Annotated in this window: 16 protein-coding genes; 8 read left to right on the forward strand and 8 right to left on the reverse strand. The window is 56.1% G+C overall.

Translation table 11 applies throughout. From position 1 onward, the window contains the following. The 4 genes from FO268_RS11140 to dctP all read right to left on the reverse strand — a co-directional run bounded on the left by FO268_RS11140 (window position 1) and on the right by dctP (window position 4252). The gene (locus tag FO268_RS11140) at window positions 1-1272 is read right to left on the reverse strand and encodes a hydroxymethylglutaryl-CoA reductase, degradative (RefSeq protein ID WP_150992912.1); all 1272 of its coding nucleotides are present in this window, start codon (window positions 1270-1272) and stop codon (window positions 1-3) included. A gap of 22 nt (window positions 1273-1294) precedes the next feature. After that, on the reverse strand, window positions 1295-2617 hold the full coding sequence (locus FO268_RS11145) for a TRAP transporter large permease (protein WP_150992914.1): 1323 nt from the start codon (window positions 2615-2617) through the stop codon (window positions 1295-1297). Further along, entirely contained in the window at window positions 2614-3129 is a 516-nt protein-coding gene (locus tag FO268_RS11150) for a TRAP transporter small permease subunit (RefSeq protein WP_150992916.1), read from the reverse strand. Before FO268_RS11150 ends, FO268_RS11145 begins: the two co-directional genes overlap by 4 nt. A gap of 67 nt (window positions 3130-3196) precedes the next feature. After that, the gene (dctP, locus tag FO268_RS11155) at window positions 3197-4252 is read right to left on the reverse strand and encodes a TRAP transporter substrate-binding protein DctP (protein ID WP_150992918.1); all 1056 of its coding nucleotides are present in this window, start codon (window positions 4250-4252) and stop codon (window positions 3197-3199) included. 199 nt (window positions 4253-4451) lie between these two features. On the opposite strand from dctP, the gene FO268_RS11160 reads away from it, so the two are divergent. Then, window positions 4452-5834, forward strand: coding sequence for an aminotransferase-like domain-containing protein (locus FO268_RS11160; protein ID WP_150992920.1), 1383 nt, complete (start codon window positions 4452-4454; stop codon window positions 5832-5834). Window positions 5835-6155: 321 nt separating this feature from the next. Here the strand turns inward: FO268_RS11160 and FO268_RS11165 are convergent, their stop codons facing one another. Both FO268_RS11165 and FO268_RS11170 read right to left on the reverse strand, forming a co-directional pair. Next, window positions 6156-6410 (reverse strand): YdcH family protein, encoded by a 255-nt coding sequence (locus tag FO268_RS11165; RefSeq protein ID WP_150992922.1) that lies wholly within the window; start codon window positions 6408-6410, stop codon window positions 6156-6158. 59 nt (window positions 6411-6469) lie between these two features. Then, window positions 6470-7252, reverse strand: a complete 783-nt coding sequence (locus FO268_RS11170; protein WP_150992924.1) for a hypothetical protein — start codon at window positions 7250-7252, stop codon at window positions 6470-6472. A 187-nt stretch (window positions 7253-7439) separates the two neighbouring features. Between FO268_RS11170 and FO268_RS11175 the strand changes: the two genes are divergently transcribed. From FO268_RS11175 to FO268_RS11190, 4 genes are all read left to right on the forward strand, one after another. Next, a complete protein-coding gene (locus FO268_RS11175) occupies window positions 7440-8408 on the forward strand; it encodes a beta-ketoacyl-ACP synthase III (RefSeq protein WP_150992926.1) in 969 nt (322 codons plus the stop codon). Between the two features lie 105 nt (window positions 8409-8513). Next, window positions 8514-9995: a flavin-containing monooxygenase gene (locus FO268_RS11180; RefSeq protein ID WP_150992928.1), complete on the forward strand. Its 1482-nt coding sequence runs from the start codon at window positions 8514-8516 to the stop codon at window positions 9993-9995. A 78-nt stretch (window positions 9996-10073) separates the two neighbouring features. Continuing rightward, window positions 10074-10754 (forward strand): FadR/GntR family transcriptional regulator, encoded by a 681-nt coding sequence (locus tag FO268_RS11185; RefSeq protein ID WP_150992930.1) that lies wholly within the window; start codon window positions 10074-10076, stop codon window positions 10752-10754. Further along, the gene (locus tag FO268_RS11190; protein WP_150992932.1) at window positions 10751-11755 is read left to right on the forward strand and encodes a bile acid:sodium symporter family protein; all 1005 of its coding nucleotides are present in this window, start codon (window positions 10751-10753) and stop codon (window positions 11753-11755) included. The genes FO268_RS11185 and FO268_RS11190 overlap by 4 nt, the downstream gene beginning before the upstream one ends. On the opposite strand, the gene FO268_RS11195 is transcribed toward FO268_RS11190, so the two are convergent. After that, the gene (locus tag FO268_RS11195) at window positions 11726-12391 is read right to left on the reverse strand and encodes a J domain-containing protein (RefSeq protein WP_150992934.1); all 666 of its coding nucleotides are present in this window, start codon (window positions 12389-12391) and stop codon (window positions 11726-11728) included. The genes FO268_RS11190 and FO268_RS11195 overlap by 30 nt on opposite strands. Before the next feature lie 182 nt (window positions 12392-12573). On the opposite strand from FO268_RS11195, the gene FO268_RS11200 reads away from it, so the two are divergent. Genes FO268_RS11200 through FO268_RS11210 form a run of 3 tightly spaced genes read left to right on the forward strand, consistent with a single transcriptional unit; the run spans window position 12574 to window position 17661 of the window. Beyond that, window positions 12574-14712 carry a TonB-dependent receptor plug domain-containing protein gene (locus tag FO268_RS11200; RefSeq protein ID WP_150992936.1) on the forward strand — a complete coding sequence of 713 codons (2139 nt, stop codon included), beginning with the start codon at window positions 12574-12576 and terminating at the stop codon, window positions 14710-14712. A gap of 32 nt (window positions 14713-14744) precedes the next feature. Next, entirely contained in the window at window positions 14745-15725 is a 981-nt protein-coding gene (locus FO268_RS11205; protein ID WP_150992938.1) for an ABC transporter substrate-binding protein, read from the forward strand. After that, complete coding sequence (locus tag FO268_RS11210) at window positions 15718-17661, forward strand: ATP-binding protein (protein ID WP_150992940.1); 1944 nt, start codon at window positions 15718-15720, stop codon at window positions 17659-17661. Before FO268_RS11205 ends, FO268_RS11210 begins: the two co-directional genes overlap by 8 nt. Window positions 17662-17680: 19 nt before the next feature. Here FO268_RS11210 and gorA read toward each other — a convergent pair whose 3' ends face one another. Then, the gene (gorA, locus tag FO268_RS11215; RefSeq protein WP_150992942.1) at window positions 17681-19042 is read right to left on the reverse strand and encodes a glutathione-disulfide reductase; all 1362 of its coding nucleotides are present in this window, start codon (window positions 19040-19042) and stop codon (window positions 17681-17683) included. Window positions 19043-19054 lie beyond the last annotated feature (12 nt).

Raw genomic sequence — 19054 nt, forward strand, 5'->3', positions numbered from 1 at the left:
TTACCCTCTCAGCCGTGAAAGTATCTCTTCCGCAATGTCCACACGTACCTTGCCTCCCTGGACCATCTCCCTGGCGACTGCATCAATCTCCGGGCCTTGCGCTCCGGCCATGACGGCAATGTTCTTGGCGTGAAGCGCCATGTGTCCTTTCTGGATACCCGTGGTAGCAAGCGCTTTGAGTGCCGAGAAATTCTGGGCCAGGCCAACGGCCGCAATGGTTCTGGCCAGCTTTTCGGCCGTCGTGATTTTCAGAATATCGAGGGCAACACGGGCTGTGGGATGGGATTTTGTCGCGCCGCCTATCAACCCCACCGCCATGGGCATCTCTATCGTTCCGGTGAGATTACCAGCCTGGTCCACTTCCCAGCGTGTCAGTGACCGATACTGCCCCGACCTGGCGGCGTAGGCGTGAGCGCCAGCTTCCACGGCGCGGGTATCGTTGCCGGTGGCCAACACCACAGCACTGACACCGTTCATCACGCCCTTGTTATGTGTCGCAGCCCGGTAGGGATCAATGTCAGCAAAATCAAAGGCGGAAAGAATACCGTCCCGTACCGATTCACCACCAATGGCGTCCAGGGACCAGGTCGCCCTGGCCCTTGCAAGGCGTCTGTCCGCAAGGTTCGAGAGTATCCGCAGATAGGTCCTGCCGCCGGTCCACTCTTCAATCAGCGGCGCCACAGCTTCTGCCATGGAGTTCACAGCATTGGCACCCATGGCATCCCGCGTATCCACAACCAGATGTGTAATCACCATGGAACCGGTACGCCCGCCTTCAAGAACCCGCACCTCAATGTCGCGGTAACCGCCGCCGTGCTTTAAAAGCACAGGGTCGGTCTCGTCACACACTTCCCTGACCCTGTCCTTGTTCTCAAGAATCTGCAGGCGGGCGAACTCCGGATTCTTTACACCAACAAGCTGGACCTGGGCGATCATCAGGGAGCCGGAAAGCGAGGTCAAAAATCCCCCTGAATCGCGGCACTGTCGCGCTGCGTTACAAACCGCAGCCACCACGGACGATTCTTCCGTTGCCATTGGAATGAGAACATCTTCACCATCCACAATCATATTGGTGGCGATGCCAAGGGGGATGTTCATGCTCCCGATGGCATTTTCAATCATGGAGTCGACAACGGCAGCATCCATGTTGCCGGTATTGGACAGTTGAGCTTCCACTTCCCTGTCGAGACCTGCCACTTCGATAACTTTGTTGAGCCGGTCTGACATGGACAGCTTGTGGAAGCCGGATATGCGGGAGCTTTGAATAGGCATTGATAGGGTCTCCATTGGATTGTCAGGACGCCAGGCGCTGGGAAAGCTGATTGGGCAGCCATGTCACCAGGTCCGGGAATATCATGAACAGCACCAGGGCAAACAGCTGCAGCACAAGGAACGGAACGATGGCCCGGTACACAGTCTCCATACCGATGCCTGGCGGCAGTACGCCCTTGATGTAGAACAGCGTGTATCCGAACGGCGGGGTTATGTAGGCCATTTGCGCCGTAATCAGGAACAGCACACCAAACCAGATAGGGTCGAAATCAAACGCATTGATGATCGGAAGGAACACCGGTACACAGAGCAGGATGATGCCGATCTCATCGAGGAACAGCCCTAGCAGCACGAGAATGCCCATCATGGCCAGCAACACCAGCCAGCGATTCAGCTCCAGATCCTGGATAAACATCAGCAGGGAATCCGCGCCTCCGGTTCCGGTAAAGATGGACACAAAGATCTTCGCCCCGATGGTGATCCACATGATCATGGTAGTGACACGCAGGGTGTCCATCGCCGCGTCACTGAGATTGGTCGGTGTGAATTTGCCCTGTAACGCCGCCGAGACCATCGCACCTACCACTCCGACCGCAGCGGCTTCGGTAGGCGTTGCGATACCCGCATAAATACTCCCGAGCACGCTGAAGACAATCAGGGTTGGAAGGATCAGGGACTTGAGGGAGGCAAACATCTCCCGCACCGAGACGTCCACCTGCTCCGGCCTTGGGGCGACACTGGGCTTTAACAGCGTACGAATAACCACATAAGCCACATAGAGGCCTGCCAGTACCATTCCCGGCACGATACCCGCTGCGAACATCTTGCCGACCGACACCTGGGCGGTTGCCGCGTACACAATGGTAATGATGGAAGGAGGAATTAGAATGCCCAGGGTGCCGCCGGCACAAATGGTGCCAAGGGCAAGCTTTTCATCATAACCACGGCGAAGCATGGACGGCAGCGCCAGGATGCCCATGGCAGCCACAGCTGCGCCCACTATGCCCGTCATCGCAGCCATCACGGTACAGATGGCGATGGTTCCCACAGCGAGGCCACCGGGGAGCCTGCGGAACCATAACTCCATAGCCTTGTACAAAGCCTCGATGATTCCCGAGCGCTGCAGAATACTGGCCATCAGTACATAGAGCGGTATGGCGAGCAACACGTCCGACGTCATCACATCAAACGTCTGCAGCACCGACAACACCAGCGCGTCCGTGCCCCAGAGGGTGATCGTAAACAGCACCGCCAGGGATATGAGCACGAAGGCGAGTGGCATTCCGCTGAGCAATAGCACCAGCAGGGAAATAAACATGGCCGACAGAACGAAGGTCGAACTCATACAGCACTCTCCCCGCCGCTCTGGATACGCAGGACCGCCTGTAGCGTTTCAGCGATCGACTGGAGCAACAGAAGAGTAAAAGCTACCGGTATCAGGGTTTTCGCCGGCCATATGGCAGGGTTCCAGGATGAGAACGAAGTCTCGCCGGATTCAATCGAATTCAGAGCAACGGGAATGCTCTGATAGATCAATACGCAGGCAATCGCCCCGATCACCGGATAGATAACCGTATCCACCATGGCAGCGGTTCTGGGGGACAACTTGCCGTAGACAATATCGACATTGACGTGGCCCGCAGTATGGAGCAGATAGGGGCCAGCCAGCATAAAGTAGGGCCCCAACAGGAGCGTGGACAGTTCCAGCGCCCAGACAGTGGGTGCGTCAAAGAAATACCGGGCCACAACTTCGTATGAAATGACGGCCACCATAATGAAGACCAACAGGGAGGCCATCACTGCAAGCCATCGGTTCAACCCGGTTACCGCCTTACAGTAGCCCTGAACAATAGACATAGACTCTCCTCAACCTGAGGTCTCAGCCCGGCTGACCGGGCTGGCTTCGTTTGATGCAGGGTCGGTGTTATTCCAGCAGTCCGAGTTCTTTCATGAACTCGATCTGGCTATCGAGGACTTTATTGGCAAGTTCATCATCGCCGGCGGCCTTTTCCCAGGCTTTCATCGCGGCGGGGCGGGCCTCGGCAACCATGTCGGCATCCAGGTGAATAATCTCCGCACCCTGCTCTTCAAACTTCTGGAGGGCTACGGCATCCTGCGCGACATTGTGTTGCCTGAGGGCGGCGGAAATTTCACGAGCGGCGCTTTCCAGCGCGGCTTTGTACGAATCCGGCAGCTTGTCGTACGCGCGCTGATTGGCCACGTAACTTGTAGCGGTGGTTGGCTGGTGAAAACCGGGAACAATGACGTACTTGGCCACTTCGCCCAGGCCAGCTTCCAGGTTCGCCGTCAGGTCCCCCCGGTCGGCAAAGTCGATGACGCCTTTTTCGAGTGCCTGGTAAACCTCGGCCGTTGGCAGTGGCGTAGTCGATACGCCAAATTCAGCCATCACCGTGCTGGCGAGCCCGACAAATCGACCTTTCTTACCTTCTACATCTTCCAGGGTGTTGATTGGAAACTTCGAGTGGATCGGCTCCTGTCCATACACCGTCGGGGCGATGTAAAAGAGCCCCGCCTTTGCATAGGCTTCACGGGCGAACTCCAGTCCACCCCGCTCATAGAACCAGGCTTCGTACTGATCGGATTCAGGGAAGCCAAATGGGATTGTGCTGGTAAAGGCAAATGCAGGAATGGAGCCGGCCTCGTAACCGTCAAAGGTTTTCATCATTTCAAAGGCACCGCCACGGACCGCTTCAAAAGCCTGCGCCGACGGGGCCAGTTGACCACCTGCGAAAAGCCGGATTGTGAACTTGCCGTCGGTCAGTTCGGAGACCCGGTTAACGAAACGCTTCTCGAACTCATAAGGAGTGGTGCCGCCATCCCATAGCGCCTGCATGCGCCAGTTTACTTCCGGAAGTTCCGCGGCTGAGCTCACACTGGTAAAAAGGGCAGCCGCTGCAACCAGGCTTGTGCAGACATGACGAAGGCCAACAACAGCCCTTTGGCTTATGGTTTTATTCATAGTGTTCTCCATCGACTGGTGGTCGTTTTTGTGTTTGTTATTGCCGCGTACACCGCAATTCGCGCATTCAGGGGGCGTCGTTCTCCTGCTCGGCGTACCTGTACAAATTAGGACAGTCGATTAGAATGAACAAGTGACACTTGGCTGATGTGTACCACGGACTGTACCAGTCAATATGCTGGTACAATTTGGAGTTGATATGGCAGGCAAACTATCCCGGGCGCAGCATATCGCCGACAGTCTGATTCAGCAGATAGAGTCCGGACAGCTCATGCCAGGCGCACGATTGCCGTCCATTCGTGTGGCGGCTGAAAGCCACGGGGTCTCTAAGAATACGGTAACGGATGCCTATGACCGGCTGGTGGCAACCGGATATATCAGCCCGCGCCGGGGCTCCGGATTTTATGTCGAGGCCGCGAACCCCGCACAGCCAGTCCCCTATTCCGAACACGTCACTGAAGCTCTGGATCTTGTCTCGCTGCTACGGGAACAACTGAACCAGCACTACGAAATCCGGGCTGGTGATGGCCGCTTACCCGCCACCTGGATGGAAAGCTCCGAAATAGGACGCTACCTGAAACGGCACTCCGGCATATCGGACAATGCCGACGACTTTGAGTATGGCCGTCCGCAGGGGCTGCAGGCGCTGAGAGAGGATATCGCCAGGGCACTAACCGATCGGGCAATCAGCACCAGCCCCGATCAGGTTCTCATGACCTTTGGTGCAAACCATGCCCTTGACCTGATCGTTCGCCACTTCGTACAGCCCAATGATGCGGTATTGGTGGAAACCCCCGGTTACTATCCCATGTTTGGCAAGCTCAAGCTTCAGAAAGCTAACGTCATTGGTGTGAAGCGGGAAGCGGATGGCCCGGACATGGGCATGCTGGAGGACAAGATACGGCAGTTCAGGCCGAAGCTGTTTTTCGTGCAGCCTATGGCCCATAACCCCACGGGCACCTCCATGTCGCTGCAGAAAATGCACCGGTTACTGACGCTGGCAGAGCGTTATGACCTGGTAGTGATTGAGGACGACCCCTTCGCAGACATTCTGCCAAAGGCCACGCCTCACCTCGCTTCGCTGGATGCACTGAACCGGGTGATCTACGTGGGAACTTTTTCGAAAACGCTGTCAGCGAGCCTGCGATGCGGGTATATCGCGGCGAACCCTGCCCTGATAACGTCTCTGACGGACATCAAGATGCTGACCATTGTGAACAGTTCCGGTACTACCGAACGTATTGTCCACGAAATGATCGTGCGGGGCCGCTATCGTCGACATCTGAAGCGACTCCGCGACCGGGTTGCCAACGCCAGCATTGACGCCGTGTCTGCCTTGCGCGGCATTGCCCTGGATAACATTGAAAGCCCAACGGGAGGCTACTATCTGTGGTGTCCGCTTCCGGATGGCGTAGATGTGATGGCGTTAACCCGAAAGGCCGCCGCAGAGGGAATCTTCCTGGCGCCCAGCCAGCTCTTCGAATTGGCCGATCATAATGGAGATTCGGCCCTGCGAATCAATATTGCCCACGCCAACAACCGGAAGCTCCTGCGTTTTCTGCAGGATTCGGTGTTGAACTGAGATCTTCAAGCCGTTGCTGAGAACTTCCAGAACGGCGTTCTCAAACGCTGTTCAACAACTTCAGGTGGATAGCCAACGTCTTTGAGAAGGCGCGGTTCCATAGTCAGGACCAGGTGGAGGAAGTTACGCTTCATTCTCCACCCTTTGTATAGTGATACTGCTCTGCTCATTTCGATCATCCATTCATAGGTAACAACAAAAGGGGTAAACCGTAACCGGTCTTTGTTAGTAACCTATTTTATGGATGACGCCTTCCCGGCCCCATACTTGGAAACCACTACGCGGCCCCTTTTCAGGGCCCGGAGGGCTAGTGACTTGTACTTATCCTGCCCCGTTGGACTTTCTCACGAGCGTTTTATAGAGGTCATCTTTCAGTTGGAGGCGCTTTTGTTTCATCCGGTGCAATTTGTCATCACCGATCGGGGAATCTCTGAGCTCAAGCCCCTCAATTTCCTGGTCCAGCTCTGCGTACTGCTGAAAATGTTCTTTGAATTTCAGGTCGTTCGTTTTCAACTCGTCGATCAGTTCTTTGAATTGCGGGAATTCGTTGTGAAGCTCGTGGTTGGAAATGCCCATTACCTCGTCTCCTTCTTGTCGCAGAGTGGATGGTCAGGATGCCATTCCTGCCGGCAAACCTACAAATCGGAATCCAGTAGCTCAAGACCCAGGGATTCTTTGAGGTTCCGGTACTCATCGCGGTACACAATGGCACCTAACGCCATGGCGGCCTTGGTAGCCATACGATCAAAGCTATCACGGATAAGGCCGGGTATGTGTGTTTTCAGGCGGACGCTGGCTGTCTCAATCAGTACGGCCCCCATAACAAGCAATGCGTCAATTCGCCGGTTGTCACGGTCGCCGTCCATGATGTGGCGGGCCAGCGCCTTTGCGTCGCCCACGATCACTTTCTCATCTTCATTCAGGCTTACGCCATCAAACACCATGAAGCTTTGGTAACGCCTGGCCCGCTTCAGCATAAACGCTTCCTTCACGGCCGGGTCCGGTTCGTCACCCTCTGGCCGGGTATTGAGAATGCCGTGCAAACGGAAGTCGACCTCCCCTGCAGCGCGCTTTCTGTCAAAGACCTGCTGGATGTCCGCCCGGGCGCTGCTGGAGGTGGCCTCCATGGCTTCGGCAACAACGGCGTCAAAGGTGGTCTTTTCCACCACGTCTAGCACCCTTCGAATTGTGTGAATGGACTTCATCAGCTCTGGCCAGAGCCGGGGGTCGGCCTCATCGGGCTCATCCGGAAGTCTGGTCTCGATAGCCCGGGCGCTGAAAAACGCTTTCTCTACGTCGCGGACAGCGATGCCGGGCTCGCTCGCAATCCATTTGACGCCGTAGTCATTGAGGTCTTCAATCAGGCTAGAGGTGAGGATTAGCAGGTAATACTTCATGCCGAGGGGAAGGTCTGTCACCAGCAACACTCCTTCACAACAAAGGTGCCTGTCTATAGGTATAGCTGATTATGGCCTGAGTACCAGCTTAGCGGGCAGCCTGTAGCCCCCACCTTTGACAAACCGCTAATAGCTGGGAGCGATCAATAAGGTATAGGATGATTGAAAGAATCTCAGCATTGACCAGTTTACCTAAGGAACATTTCACATGACGTACGCGCGAATTGTCGGCACGGGCTCTTACCTGCCCGAGAATGTCATGACAAACGAAGACATGGAAAAAATTGTCGACACCAGCGACCAATGGATTCGTGAGCGTACCGGCATCGAGCAGCGCCATATTGCCGTGGAAGGTGAAACCACCGTTGATCTGGCGGAAAAAGCGTCACGCCTGGCAATTGAAGCAGCCGGCCTGAAGCCTGATGACATCGACCTGATCATTTTCGCCACCTCCACACCGGACAAAATTTTCCCGAGCTCGGCGTGCATCCTTCAGGCGCGGCTGGACATTCATGGCTGCCCGGCCTTTGACATTCAGGCAGTATGCAGTGGCTTCGTGTATGCCCTGTCGGTGGCCGACAAGTTCATCAAAACCGGTAGCAGCAAGCGGGTGCTGGTGGTGGGTGCAGAATTGTTTTCCCGCATTCTGGACTGGGAAGACCGCGGAACCTGCGTGCTTTTCGGCGATGGCGCCGGTGCAGTGGTTCTGGAAGCCAGTGAAGAAACCGGCATCCTGTCCACTCACATTCACGCAGATGGCAAGTACGAAGACCTGCTCCACGTTCCCTGTGGCATCGGTGATGGCTTCGATCAGGTTCGCGCTGGCAAGGGCCACGTGCACATGAAAGGCAATGAAGTGTTCAAGATTGCGGTGAATACTCTGGGACGGATCGTTGATGAAACCCTGGAAGCCAACCAGATGAAGAAATCCGACGTCGATTGGCTGGTTCCCCACCAGGCCAACCTCCGGATTATTTCAGCCACGGCCCGCAAGCTGAATATGTCCATGGATCAGGTGGTGGTGACAGTCAACAAGCATGGCAACACCTCCGCTGCCTCCATCCCGCTGGCACTGGACGTGGCCGTACGTGACGGCCGCATCAGGAAGAACGAGGTGATTCTGCTGGAGGCATTTGGTGGCGGCTTCACCTGGGGCTCAGCGCTGATCCGTTTCTAGAATGATCATTCTGACTACTCCCATTGGCGAGTAAAGCCATCTACCCGAGGGAAAACCACCCGTATACTCTGTCAGAACCCTGAAACCTGCTAAAGGGAAGCGTTCATGGCTGACAGCGCCAGTGGCAAAACACCCTCCATAATCATTATCGGCACAGGCTTCGGCGGCCTGTGCATGGCCATTCAGCTGAAAAAGGCCGGAATCAACCGGTTTACCATGCTGGAAAAAGCCCCGGGGGTCGGCGGCACATGGCGGGACAACACCTACCCTGGCGCCGCCTGCGATGTTCAGTCCCACTTCTACTCGTTTTCGTTTGAGCCCAAGCACGACTGGTCGAGGAAGTTTGGTTTACAGCCGGAAATTCTCGGCTATATGCAGCACTGCGTGGAAAAATACGAGCTGGCAGAGCACATTCGTTTCAATAAGGAAGTTGCCCGCGCTGCCTTTGATGAAACCACCAACACCTGGGCGCTAGCGACAACTGACGGCGACGCCTTTGAAGCCGACATCGTGATAACCGCTACCGGACAGTTGAACCAGCCCGCCTGGCCCCGCCTCCCCGGTTTGGAAAGTTATACCGGCAAGATATTTCACTCCGCCCGCTGGGATCACGATTATGACCTGACCGGGAAGAAGGTGGCAGTGATCGGCACCGGCGCCAGTGCTATCCAGTTTGTACCGGAGATCGTGCCGCAGGTGCAATCTCTCAGCCTGTTCCAGCGCTCCGCAGCCTGGGTGCTGCCCAAACCGGACCGACGATTTTACCGCTGGGAGCAGACGCTATTCCGCACGATTCCGGCATGGGACCGCCTATACCGCTACCTGATCTACTGGAAGAACGAGACCCGAGCCCTGGCCTTTACCCGCTTCAACAGCCTGCTGGAGATATTTGCCTGGCAAGCGAAGCGTTTTGCCAGAAGCGAAGTTCAGAACCCACAAAAACTCCAGCACCTGATCCCGGACTACAGGATTGGCTGTAAACGTATTCTGATCTCCAACGACTGGTACCCGGCCGTAGACCAACCCCACGTGGATCTGGTCACCAAAGGCATTGAACGGGTTGTGGAAGACGGCGTTGTTACCGAAGACGGCGGTTTGCATAAAGCGGATGCGATTATAGTCGGCACCGGGTTCGCAGCCTCCGAGTTCCTTTCACCCATGGAGATCCTCGGGCGCAAAGGCGTGTCATTGAACAGAGCCTGGGCCGACGGGTCAGAGGCCTATAAAGGGATCACCGTGTCGGGTTTCCCAAACCTGTTCATGCTCTATGGCCCGAATACCAATCTCGCCCATAACAGCATTGTTTATATGCTGGAGTCCCAGGTTCGATACGTGCTCAGTTGTATCGAGGCGCTGCGAGCCCAGCCAGGCAGTGCCATGGATGTAAAAGCGGACCGGCTACGGGATTTTTCAGCCACCCTTCAGCAAAAACTGCAACACAGCGTCTGGGAGTCTGGCTGTCAGTCCTGGTACCTGGACAAGAACGGGAAGAATACCGTGAACTGGCCGGGCTTTACCTTCACCTACCGTAAGGCCACGCGCCAGGTAGATCCGGACGACTACGAGTTTCTCGAACCTTCGCGATAATGCCCGCTCCAGCGCAGTGTTTGACAGTAGCAGATAATTCATAGGATGATTGGTTCATCATCTGTCAGGATCTTCAACATGAAACTCCAGAGAATTACCAGAGGCTCCCTGGTAGAGACCGCTATAGAGAGCCTTCGCCTCGCTATCGAAAAGGGCCACTGGGCCATTGGCGACCGGTTGCCGGTAGAAGCAGACCTGTCAGAATCACTGGGGGTCAGCAGAAACACGGTTCGGGAAGCTGTCCGCGTGCTGGCCCATGTGGGCATGCTGGAAACCCGTCAGGGAGACGGTACCTACGTTCGGGCTACAAAAGACGCCGGAGAAACCCTGCGACGAATTGGCCGTTCAGAGCTGAGAGACAAGCTCGAAGTGCGCATCATGCTGGAAACGGAAGCGGCGAAGCTTGCTGCAAAGCGACGTGATGCCGCAGATATGGAAAGAATGACCCTGGCCCTGGATAACCGGGGGAAAGCCGGTGACAACATTGCAGAGCGGATCCGTTATGATCAGGCGTTCCACACGGCACTGGTTGCCGCATCCCACAACCCTGCCCTCACCGAACTGTACGATTATTTTGCCCATGCCGTTGCGATGACCATTGAGCAGACAGAGCTCGATTCTGATCTTCCCGAACCTTCCCAGGAAGACCATGAGCTGCTGCTGGCGGCCATTCGGCGCCAGGACGAAGCCAAAGCTGAAGCACTTGCAAAAGCCCTGCTCCAGCCAAGCCTCAATGCACTGGGGAGCAGGCTTGCATGAAACTCCGCCTCGATACCTTCACAATATTGTTGCTGGGCGCCATTGTTCTTGCGACATTCCTGCCGGTACGCGGCGAGGCCGCCGAAGCACTGGCCACCACTGGCACAATAGCCGTTGCCCTGCTGTTCTTCCTCCATGGTGCAGCGCTGTCCCGCGAGCAGATTGTCGCTGGCGCCACCCATTGGCGGCTGCACATCATTATTACCGCTTTCACTTTCGTATTTTTTCCGCTGGTCGTGCTGCCGATTAACGAGATAAGCCGGTTTGCGCCGAGCTGGATGCCGCCGGATCTGGGGCTCGGGTTTCTCTATCTGGGGGTATTGCCCTCCGCGGTGTCTTCTTCCATCGCCTATACCGCCATGGCACGGGGCAACGTTCCGGCAGCAATCTGCAGCGCCGCGGCATCCAACGTTTTCGGAATGATGCTAACCCCGTTCCTGTTACTTTTGCTGGTAAGTACCTCTGGGGATGGCAATTTCTCGGTGGCTGAAGCGCTCAGGGACATTGTGCTTCAGCTTCTGTTGCCCTTCGCGGTGGGTCATGGGCTGCGGCCCTGGCTCGGAGGCTTCCTGGCGCGCAACGAATCCCTCACGTCCCGTTATCACCAGTGTGTGATCTGGCTGATCGTCTATTCCGCCTTCTCTCACTCGGTCGCCAGCGGTCTTTGGCAGAACCTGCCACTGAACGCCATTCTGCTGGCGATAGCGCTGTGCTTCGCGCTGCTCGGATTCTTTATGGTGATGGCGATGTTTGTCGTGCGCAGGCTTGGGTTCAGTCTGGAAGATGAAGCCGCCGTGGTGTTCTGCGGCTCCAAGAAAAGCCTGGCGTCGGGTCTGCCCATGGCCAAGGTGTTGTTTTCCGGGCATCCGGGATTCGGGATGATCGTGCTGCCCATCATGTGCTACAACCAGATTCAGGTCATTGTTGGCGCCATGTTGGCACAGAAGTACCGTAGCAAGATCGAGGCAGCGTCAGCCTCCGCCGCCCATCCCACTGAATAGCGTGGCCAGAATGGCCAACCCGACGATCCAGCCGACAACCGCTGGCCAGAAGTTGACCATCTGGGGGGGTGACTCTTCCTGAGGCTCCCGATCGACGCTCGATTTTTCTGAAAAGGTTTCATCCTCTTCCTGGAGTTCAGGCGCATCGCGCAGGCTGTACCAGTCGAACCAGCCCGCCAGGAACTGCGTTACTGGTGCCGGGAAGGTACCGTTCTCCGCCATTGGGCGTACCTGGGGCTCGAGAGAGCGACCAATTTCTTTCCTGAGTCGCGGCTGGTCCGCTGGTGGCTCACCGAGAATAGCTTTCCAGATCTGTGGGTCGCCGCTGCGGCGGGAATCATTGAGCAGCGCGTTAATCTGAATAATGACTTCTCGCACAATTTGCTGCTCGGACGCATTCAACTCCGCCGGCTCGCCCTGTTCTTCAGCTTCTGTTACAGCATTATTTGCCGGCGTGGGGCTAGCTGGACTCGGCTCTTCCGCTTCGATACGGTCGCCGCCAGTAGCTTCACGATAGGCCTGGCGCAAACGCTCGCGCTCCTCATCGGAAGCAAACTTTTCCTGTCGCTCGTAGGCAGCATCAATAAGAGCCCGGTCACGGGTGGGCTCAATTCCAAGTATTTCCCAACAATTCATAGTGTTACAACTCGGTTAGCGTATAAACATTACATTTTTGAGAGACAAATGTAATCTTCTCACTTAGGATAATGGGCAAGCAGTTAATAAAAAAACTCCCACTCTCGGCAAAGTATAAAACGACACCCATGCCCGTTACGAACTATCCCGTTAATAATCCGGAGTTTCGCGGAAGCCGCCGGATGCGCCACCGTTTGGTGGCCACCCTTCTCACTGGTGTATTTGCTGTGGCTGGAACAGCGAAAGCAGCAGAAGATTCCCCTTATAGTTACGACCTGGCCGCTCTTGGCGATGCGCCGGACGCGTTTGACTCTGGTTCCGCTATTCCCGAAGTGCTGACCACTACTCGTCTCAGACAACCGAAATCACGGGTGCCGGGTACAACCACCATCATTACCGGAGACATGATCCGGGATCTGGGCATCATGAACCTGGTGGAAGTCTTCCGCCTGGTACCCGGCATGACGGTTGATGCCGTTGGCAGTAACCAGCCGGTGACCAGCTACCATGGCACAGTGCATTACGAGCAGCGCCGGCTTCAGGTTCAGGTGGATGGTCGCACTTCCTATCAGGCCAGCCTGTCCGACATGGACTGGAACACCATGCCGGTGCCGCTGGACCTGATCGAACGAATCGAAGTCAGCCGCGGCCCCAACAGCGCAGCCTATGGCATCAACGCTTTCCTGGGCACCATCAATATCATCACCCGCGCCCCGGAAGATACGGCCGGCGTTGAGTTGCGGGCAATATCGGGCGCGCGGGGTTACCGCCGGGCCTTCGGCTCTGTTGGCGATACCGGCGAAGACTACAAGTGGCGCCTGGCCTATGAAAAGCGCAGATCGGATGGCTTTGATAAACAGGAAGATGACGACAGGTTCTACCCGTTTAACGACGGGTACGATATGAACACATTCAACTACGACAGCAATCTCCTCCTCAGCAGAGATTACAACCTCGACCTACGCGCCGGGCTTGTAGACGGAATTGATGAGGAAGACGCGCGCAAAAACGGAAAACTGGGCGCCGATCAGGACCCCAATATTCTGGTGGACGACTACTATCTTCAGACCCGTCTGAACGTTACCACCTCGGAGCGCCACTTCTACCATGTCCAAGCATCGTTCCAGAATTACGACCGCAGGCAAAGGTGGACCATCTGTATTCCCCAGGACCAGTTCGTGGACATTCTTGATCCGAATACGGCAACTCCTGATCTGAGAGCGTGTGCGCCGGGTGATACCAATCCCTTCAGGGCCAACCTGAATGAAGATACCGAAGAATCACGCCTGGAATTCGAACTGCAGGACACCATTCTGTTCAACCCGGACCTGAAACTGGTCTCTGGTCTGGGTTATCGCAAAGATACGTACCGGTCCGAGACATTTTTCAATGGTCGTGGCAACAACTACCAATCCCGAGTGTTCGGTAATCTGGAGTATTCGCCCTTCGGCTGGTTGACACTGAACTCTGGCGGCAACTGGGAAAGAACAACCACAACGGACGAGGGGTATTTTTCTCCCCGCCTTGCAGCAAACTTTATACTTGCCAATAACCATACCCTGCGGTTCGTATACTCCAGGGCAGTTCGCACACCTGATGCTTTCGAGCAGAATCCCGACTGGTCCTATCGTCCCAGAGATGTAGCGCCGCCGTTCGAGGCTGCTGAAGGACAGAGATTCCCGGTGGAAGACCTGGTCGACCCAACCACCTCCACGTTCGGGAAAACACTTGAAGAAGAGCGTATAACTTCCAGGGAAATAAGCTATTTTGGTCAGTATTATCTTGATGCCTCCATCCTTTCGCTGGAAGTGAGATATTTTAACGACCAGCTCCGGGACATGATCAGCGGCATTATTAACGAGGAAGAATGGACCATTGACAATAACGTTGCCCTTGATCAGGAAGGCTTTGAAGTGGAAGGTACTCTGGATTATCCCGGCACCAAGCTTCGAATCAGCTATGCTTATCTTGACCAGAACGGACGTTACACCGGAGAAAATGATCGTGATGCCGGAGACAAACGATACGCCGTCGAGCTTTTGGGCCGGCTCTCCGTAAGACATTCAGGAAGCGTTGCGTGGATTCAGGACTTACCGTTTGACCTGGTTTCCTCAACCGCCTTCTATTTCGCCGACGAGTTCCGCCGCTCCCAGTTTGAGCGGGCCGATTTCCGGCTGGCCCGACAGGTATTCAGAACAGGCTACAGTTACGAACTGGCGCTAACCATGCAACACTATCTGAACAGGGATCCGACTCTCAGCCCCGACAATATTATCAGTGACCATAACCAGTTCTTCGTTGAAGCTGGCGTGCGATTCTGAAACACCAAGGACGACATCAGACCCCGGACGGTATGAAAGACACAAACTACCCGAACATTCCGGCAAGAACAGGTTCGCCTGCAACCAGATGGCTTCTGGTTGTCCTTGCCCTGTTTCTGGTTGTCACCCAGTCACTTCATCCTGCTGCAGCTCAATCCGCCACGGGCTCACTGGTTTACCTTGCCGGTTCCGAGAATTCTGCGTTAAACCGTCGCATGCTATCCCTGCTCGAAGAAGCGCTGGGACGTACAACGGTGGTCCGGTCATTCAGCCCCGGGCAGACATCCCAGGATAGCGAAACGCCCGTTATTGCCCTGGGTCCGGAAGCCTTTACCCGCGTTCGCCAGGAAGACAGAAACGTGCCTGTGCTGGCGCTTCTGGTAGATGAATCGTTCATCGACGGCTACGCCGAACGCTCCGGTGGTTCGGTCTCCGGTATTCTCTATAATCCTCCTCTTCTTCGGCAAGCCATCGCGGGCCGGGCCATTCTGCCGCAAGCCACCCGGGTTGCGATGTTGGCGCGCCCTGACACAGTTGAGTTGTATGAGCCCTTAACGGAACAGCTCCCTGACTACGGGCTCGAGGGGAAAATATTTGTGGTCACGTCCGACGACAGGCTGATACCAACCCTGATCCGTGCCCTGAACTACGGTGACTTCCTCCTCGCAGCACCCGACAGCACCATCTACAATCCAAGAACCATCAAACATATCCTGCTGACCGCATACCGGCGTAATCGGATTGTCATCGGGCCGAGTCAGGCTTATGTAAAGGCGGGATCACTGGCCTCTACCTACACGCCCCTCACCCAGATTGCGAAACTGGCCGCGGACTTTGTCAACGAATACCGGGCAAGTGGCCAATTTCCAGCGCCCGCCTACCCGGATAACTTCAGTATCGACCTGAACCATCAGGTTGCCAGGTCCCTGAATATTCCCTTACCCGACAACCAGGACATTATCAATTCGGTGATGGAGCAGCTTGTCGCGCCTGAGGAGGCTGCCAATGAGTAATCTGACAGACGTTCAGGCTCCGCTTTCCCGGAAGCTCCTGCTGTTGGGGGCCGCTCCAGCGATTGTCATGTTCGTTGTGCTGATGGTGTTTTTCACCTCTGCCCGGCTTGATGATGCACGGAAGGATCTGGCCGACAGCAGCCAGATGCTGGCAGACAGCCTTGCGCCAGCCGTTGAATACGCTGTGGTCTCCGGCAATAACGCAGCCTTGCAACAAATTCTCTCCCAATCCCTGCGCCGCAGCCGGGCGCAATGGATCAGGGTATCTAACCTGATGGGCGAGGAAGTCGGCTTTGTATCCAGCGAGCAGCCACCACAAACCTTGCCTGACGAAAGCTTCGACGTGTTTGAATCGGAAATTCTGCAACAGCCCGTGGATCTGGGCGGAGACCGACAGACAGAATGGTTTGAACCGGATTACGGGTTCGGCGCCGGCGCACTCAGAGTGGGAACCGTTCAGGTTGGCGTCAACAAGGAACAACTGGCTGCACGTCGTCAGGACATACTCTGGACCTCCCTTGCCGTAGGCTTTTCACTCCTGCTGTTTACCCTGCTAATAGTCAATCACTCCCTGAACAGCATCATTTCCCCGATTCGCGCTCTTTCCCGTCGGGTGACGAAGCTGACCAACACGGAGTATGAAGAAGTTCCCGTCAGCCGCACGGGCACCACCCGGGAAATCCGGGAACTGGAAGAAAGCCTGAACTCGCTTGCTACCCATCTCAGAACACTGAAAAAGTCCAGGGATGACACCCTCGCCTCCTCAGAGAAAGCCAGGGAGCGGGCGGAGCAGGCCAACCGGGCAAAGTCGGAATTTCTGGCAACCATGAGCCACGAATTGCGCACGCCACTCAACGGTGTGCTAGGCATGATTGAACTGGTCACCGAGGAACCCCTCACCCCGCGGCAGATCGATTACCTGCAAACGGCCCGGCACTCGACAGAGGACCTGCTGACAGTTATCAACGATATTCTGGACTACTCCCACATCGACCGTGGCACCCTGGAGCTGGAAAACCGCGAGTTTGACCTGCAGCAGCTGATAACCAACTGCACTGCAAGCTTTCGCCACACTGCCGAACAACACGGCCTGACGCTATCTTCCAAATTCGTGGGGGAATGGCCGACGCACCCTCTGGTACTAGGCGATGCCTCCAGGCTGCGACAGATCCTCGCCGGCCTGGTTGATAACGCTATCAAATTTACCGGCGACGGCTACATCAGTGTTCAAGCCGAGTGGTTCTCTCTGGAGGAAAACTGCGTTCTGTTGAAATGCACCGTAAGCGATTCCGGTTGCGGCATTCCGGTTGAACGGATTCATGACATTTTCAATTCCTTCGAGCAGGTTGAAAGCGGAAATTCCAGACAGTACGGCGGGACCGGGATGGGCCTTTCCCTTGTTCAACGGCTGGTCGAACTGATGGGCGGCCATGTGAAGGTGGAAACCGATCTCGGCAAAGGGTCCTCCTTCCGTTTCGAGTTGCCTTTTGAGCGAGCAACGCCGGCCGCGCCCCACATCGCCAGAGATCAGGCACCCGCTGAAGCCGGTCAGGCCAAGGCACGGGCGCTGGTCGTCGAAGACAATATCGTTAACCAGAGGGTGGCGACAGCGCTTCTCAGGCGCCTGGGATTTGATGCCGATGCTGCGCTAAACGGAGAGGAGGCGCTGGAACTGGTAAGGACCAATCACGCTGGTTACGACGTGATTCTGATGGATTGCCAGATGCCGTTAATGGACGGCTACGAAACCACGCGCTGCATCCGGGAATGGGAAAAGAGTAACGGCCAGGGTGGCACGCCGATCATCGCTCTGACCGCTGACGCGCTACCAGGAACGGAATCAACCTGTCGCGAAGCGGGAATGAACGACTATCTGTCAAAACCGGTTAGAAAAGAAAACCTGAGACAGGTACTCAGCCGCTGGATACGGGTGTAACCAGCGGCCGGATTTCAGATCACGCCACCGGGTCACGCATGGTGACGAATTCTTCAGCAGACGTCGGATGAATACCTATGGTGCTGTCGAACTGGGCCTTGGTCGCACCGGCCTTGATCGCAACAGCAATACCCTGGGTTATCTCCCCGGCATCCGGTCCTACCATATGCGCACCCAGCACTCTGTCTGACTCGTCATCTACCACCAGTTTCATCAGTGCTCGCTCGTCCCGCCCGCTGAGGGTGTGCTTCATGGGTTTGAATTCGGAGCGGTAGATGCGCAGCTTATGGCCGGCTTCCCTTGCCTCGGCTTCGGTTAGCCCGACGGTGCCGATGTTAGGCTGGCAGAATACCGCGGTGGGGATACTGCTGTAATCCATCTCCCCCTTACCATCCCCGAACAGGCGCCGTGAGAGCACCATACCCTGGGCCAGCGCTACCGGTGTCAGCTGGGGCGTGCCGATCACGTCACCCAGGGCCGTGATGGAGGGGACCGCGGTCTGGAAATAGTCATCCACTACCACGTGCCCGGACGCACTTAGTTGAACCCCAAGTTCCTCCAGGCCAAGCCCATCTACCAGCGCCCGGCGGCCCGTAGCCGCCATGACCAGCCCGGTATTCAGGCGAGAGCCGTCAGTCAGGTTGACAGCATAGTGGGCGTTGTCCGTCTCGATGGATTCAATATTGACGCCAAAACGCAGGTTGATGCCCTTCTTGCGCATTTCCGCGGCAGTAAATTCCCGAACATCATCATCAAATCCCCGCAGGAAGAGCTCTCCCCGGTACAGCAGAGTTGTGTCCACTCCGAGTCCCGCAAGAATGCCCGCAAACTCCACTGCAATATAACCGCCCCCCCAGACCACGGCCTGCTTTGGCAATTGCGGAAGGTAAAACATCTCGTTGGAGGTAAGAACACATTCCTTGCCGGGCACTTCAGGCACTACGGGCCAGCTGCCGGTTGCAATAGTAATGTGTTTGCTGGTGAAGGTCCGTTCTCCTACAACCACTGTGTTGGCATCTGCCAGCGAGGCAGTGCCCTCGATCACGGTGACACCGGCGTTCTCCAGCATGCGCCCGTAAATGCCGTTGAGCCGTTCTATCTCGGCATTCTTGTTAGCCACCAGCCGGGTCCAGTCAAAGGTGACCTGGTCGTGAGGTACGCTCCAGCCATAACCGGCGGCATCCTCGATGTCCTCGCCAGCATGAGAGCCATAGACGAACAGTTTTTTCGGTACACAGCCCACGTTCACGCAGGTGCCGCCGAGGTAACGTGACTCGACTACCGCTACGCGGGCGCCCTTGGCGGCGGACATCCGCGCCAGCCGCACACCGCCGGAACCGGCACCAATAATGATCAGATCGAAATCCTGTTTGTCAGACACAGCGTCTCCTGT

This window comes from Marinobacter denitrificans (genome assembly GCF_008795955.1).
Classification (GTDB): Bacteria; Pseudomonadota; Gammaproteobacteria; order Pseudomonadales; family Oleiphilaceae; genus Marinobacter; species Marinobacter denitrificans.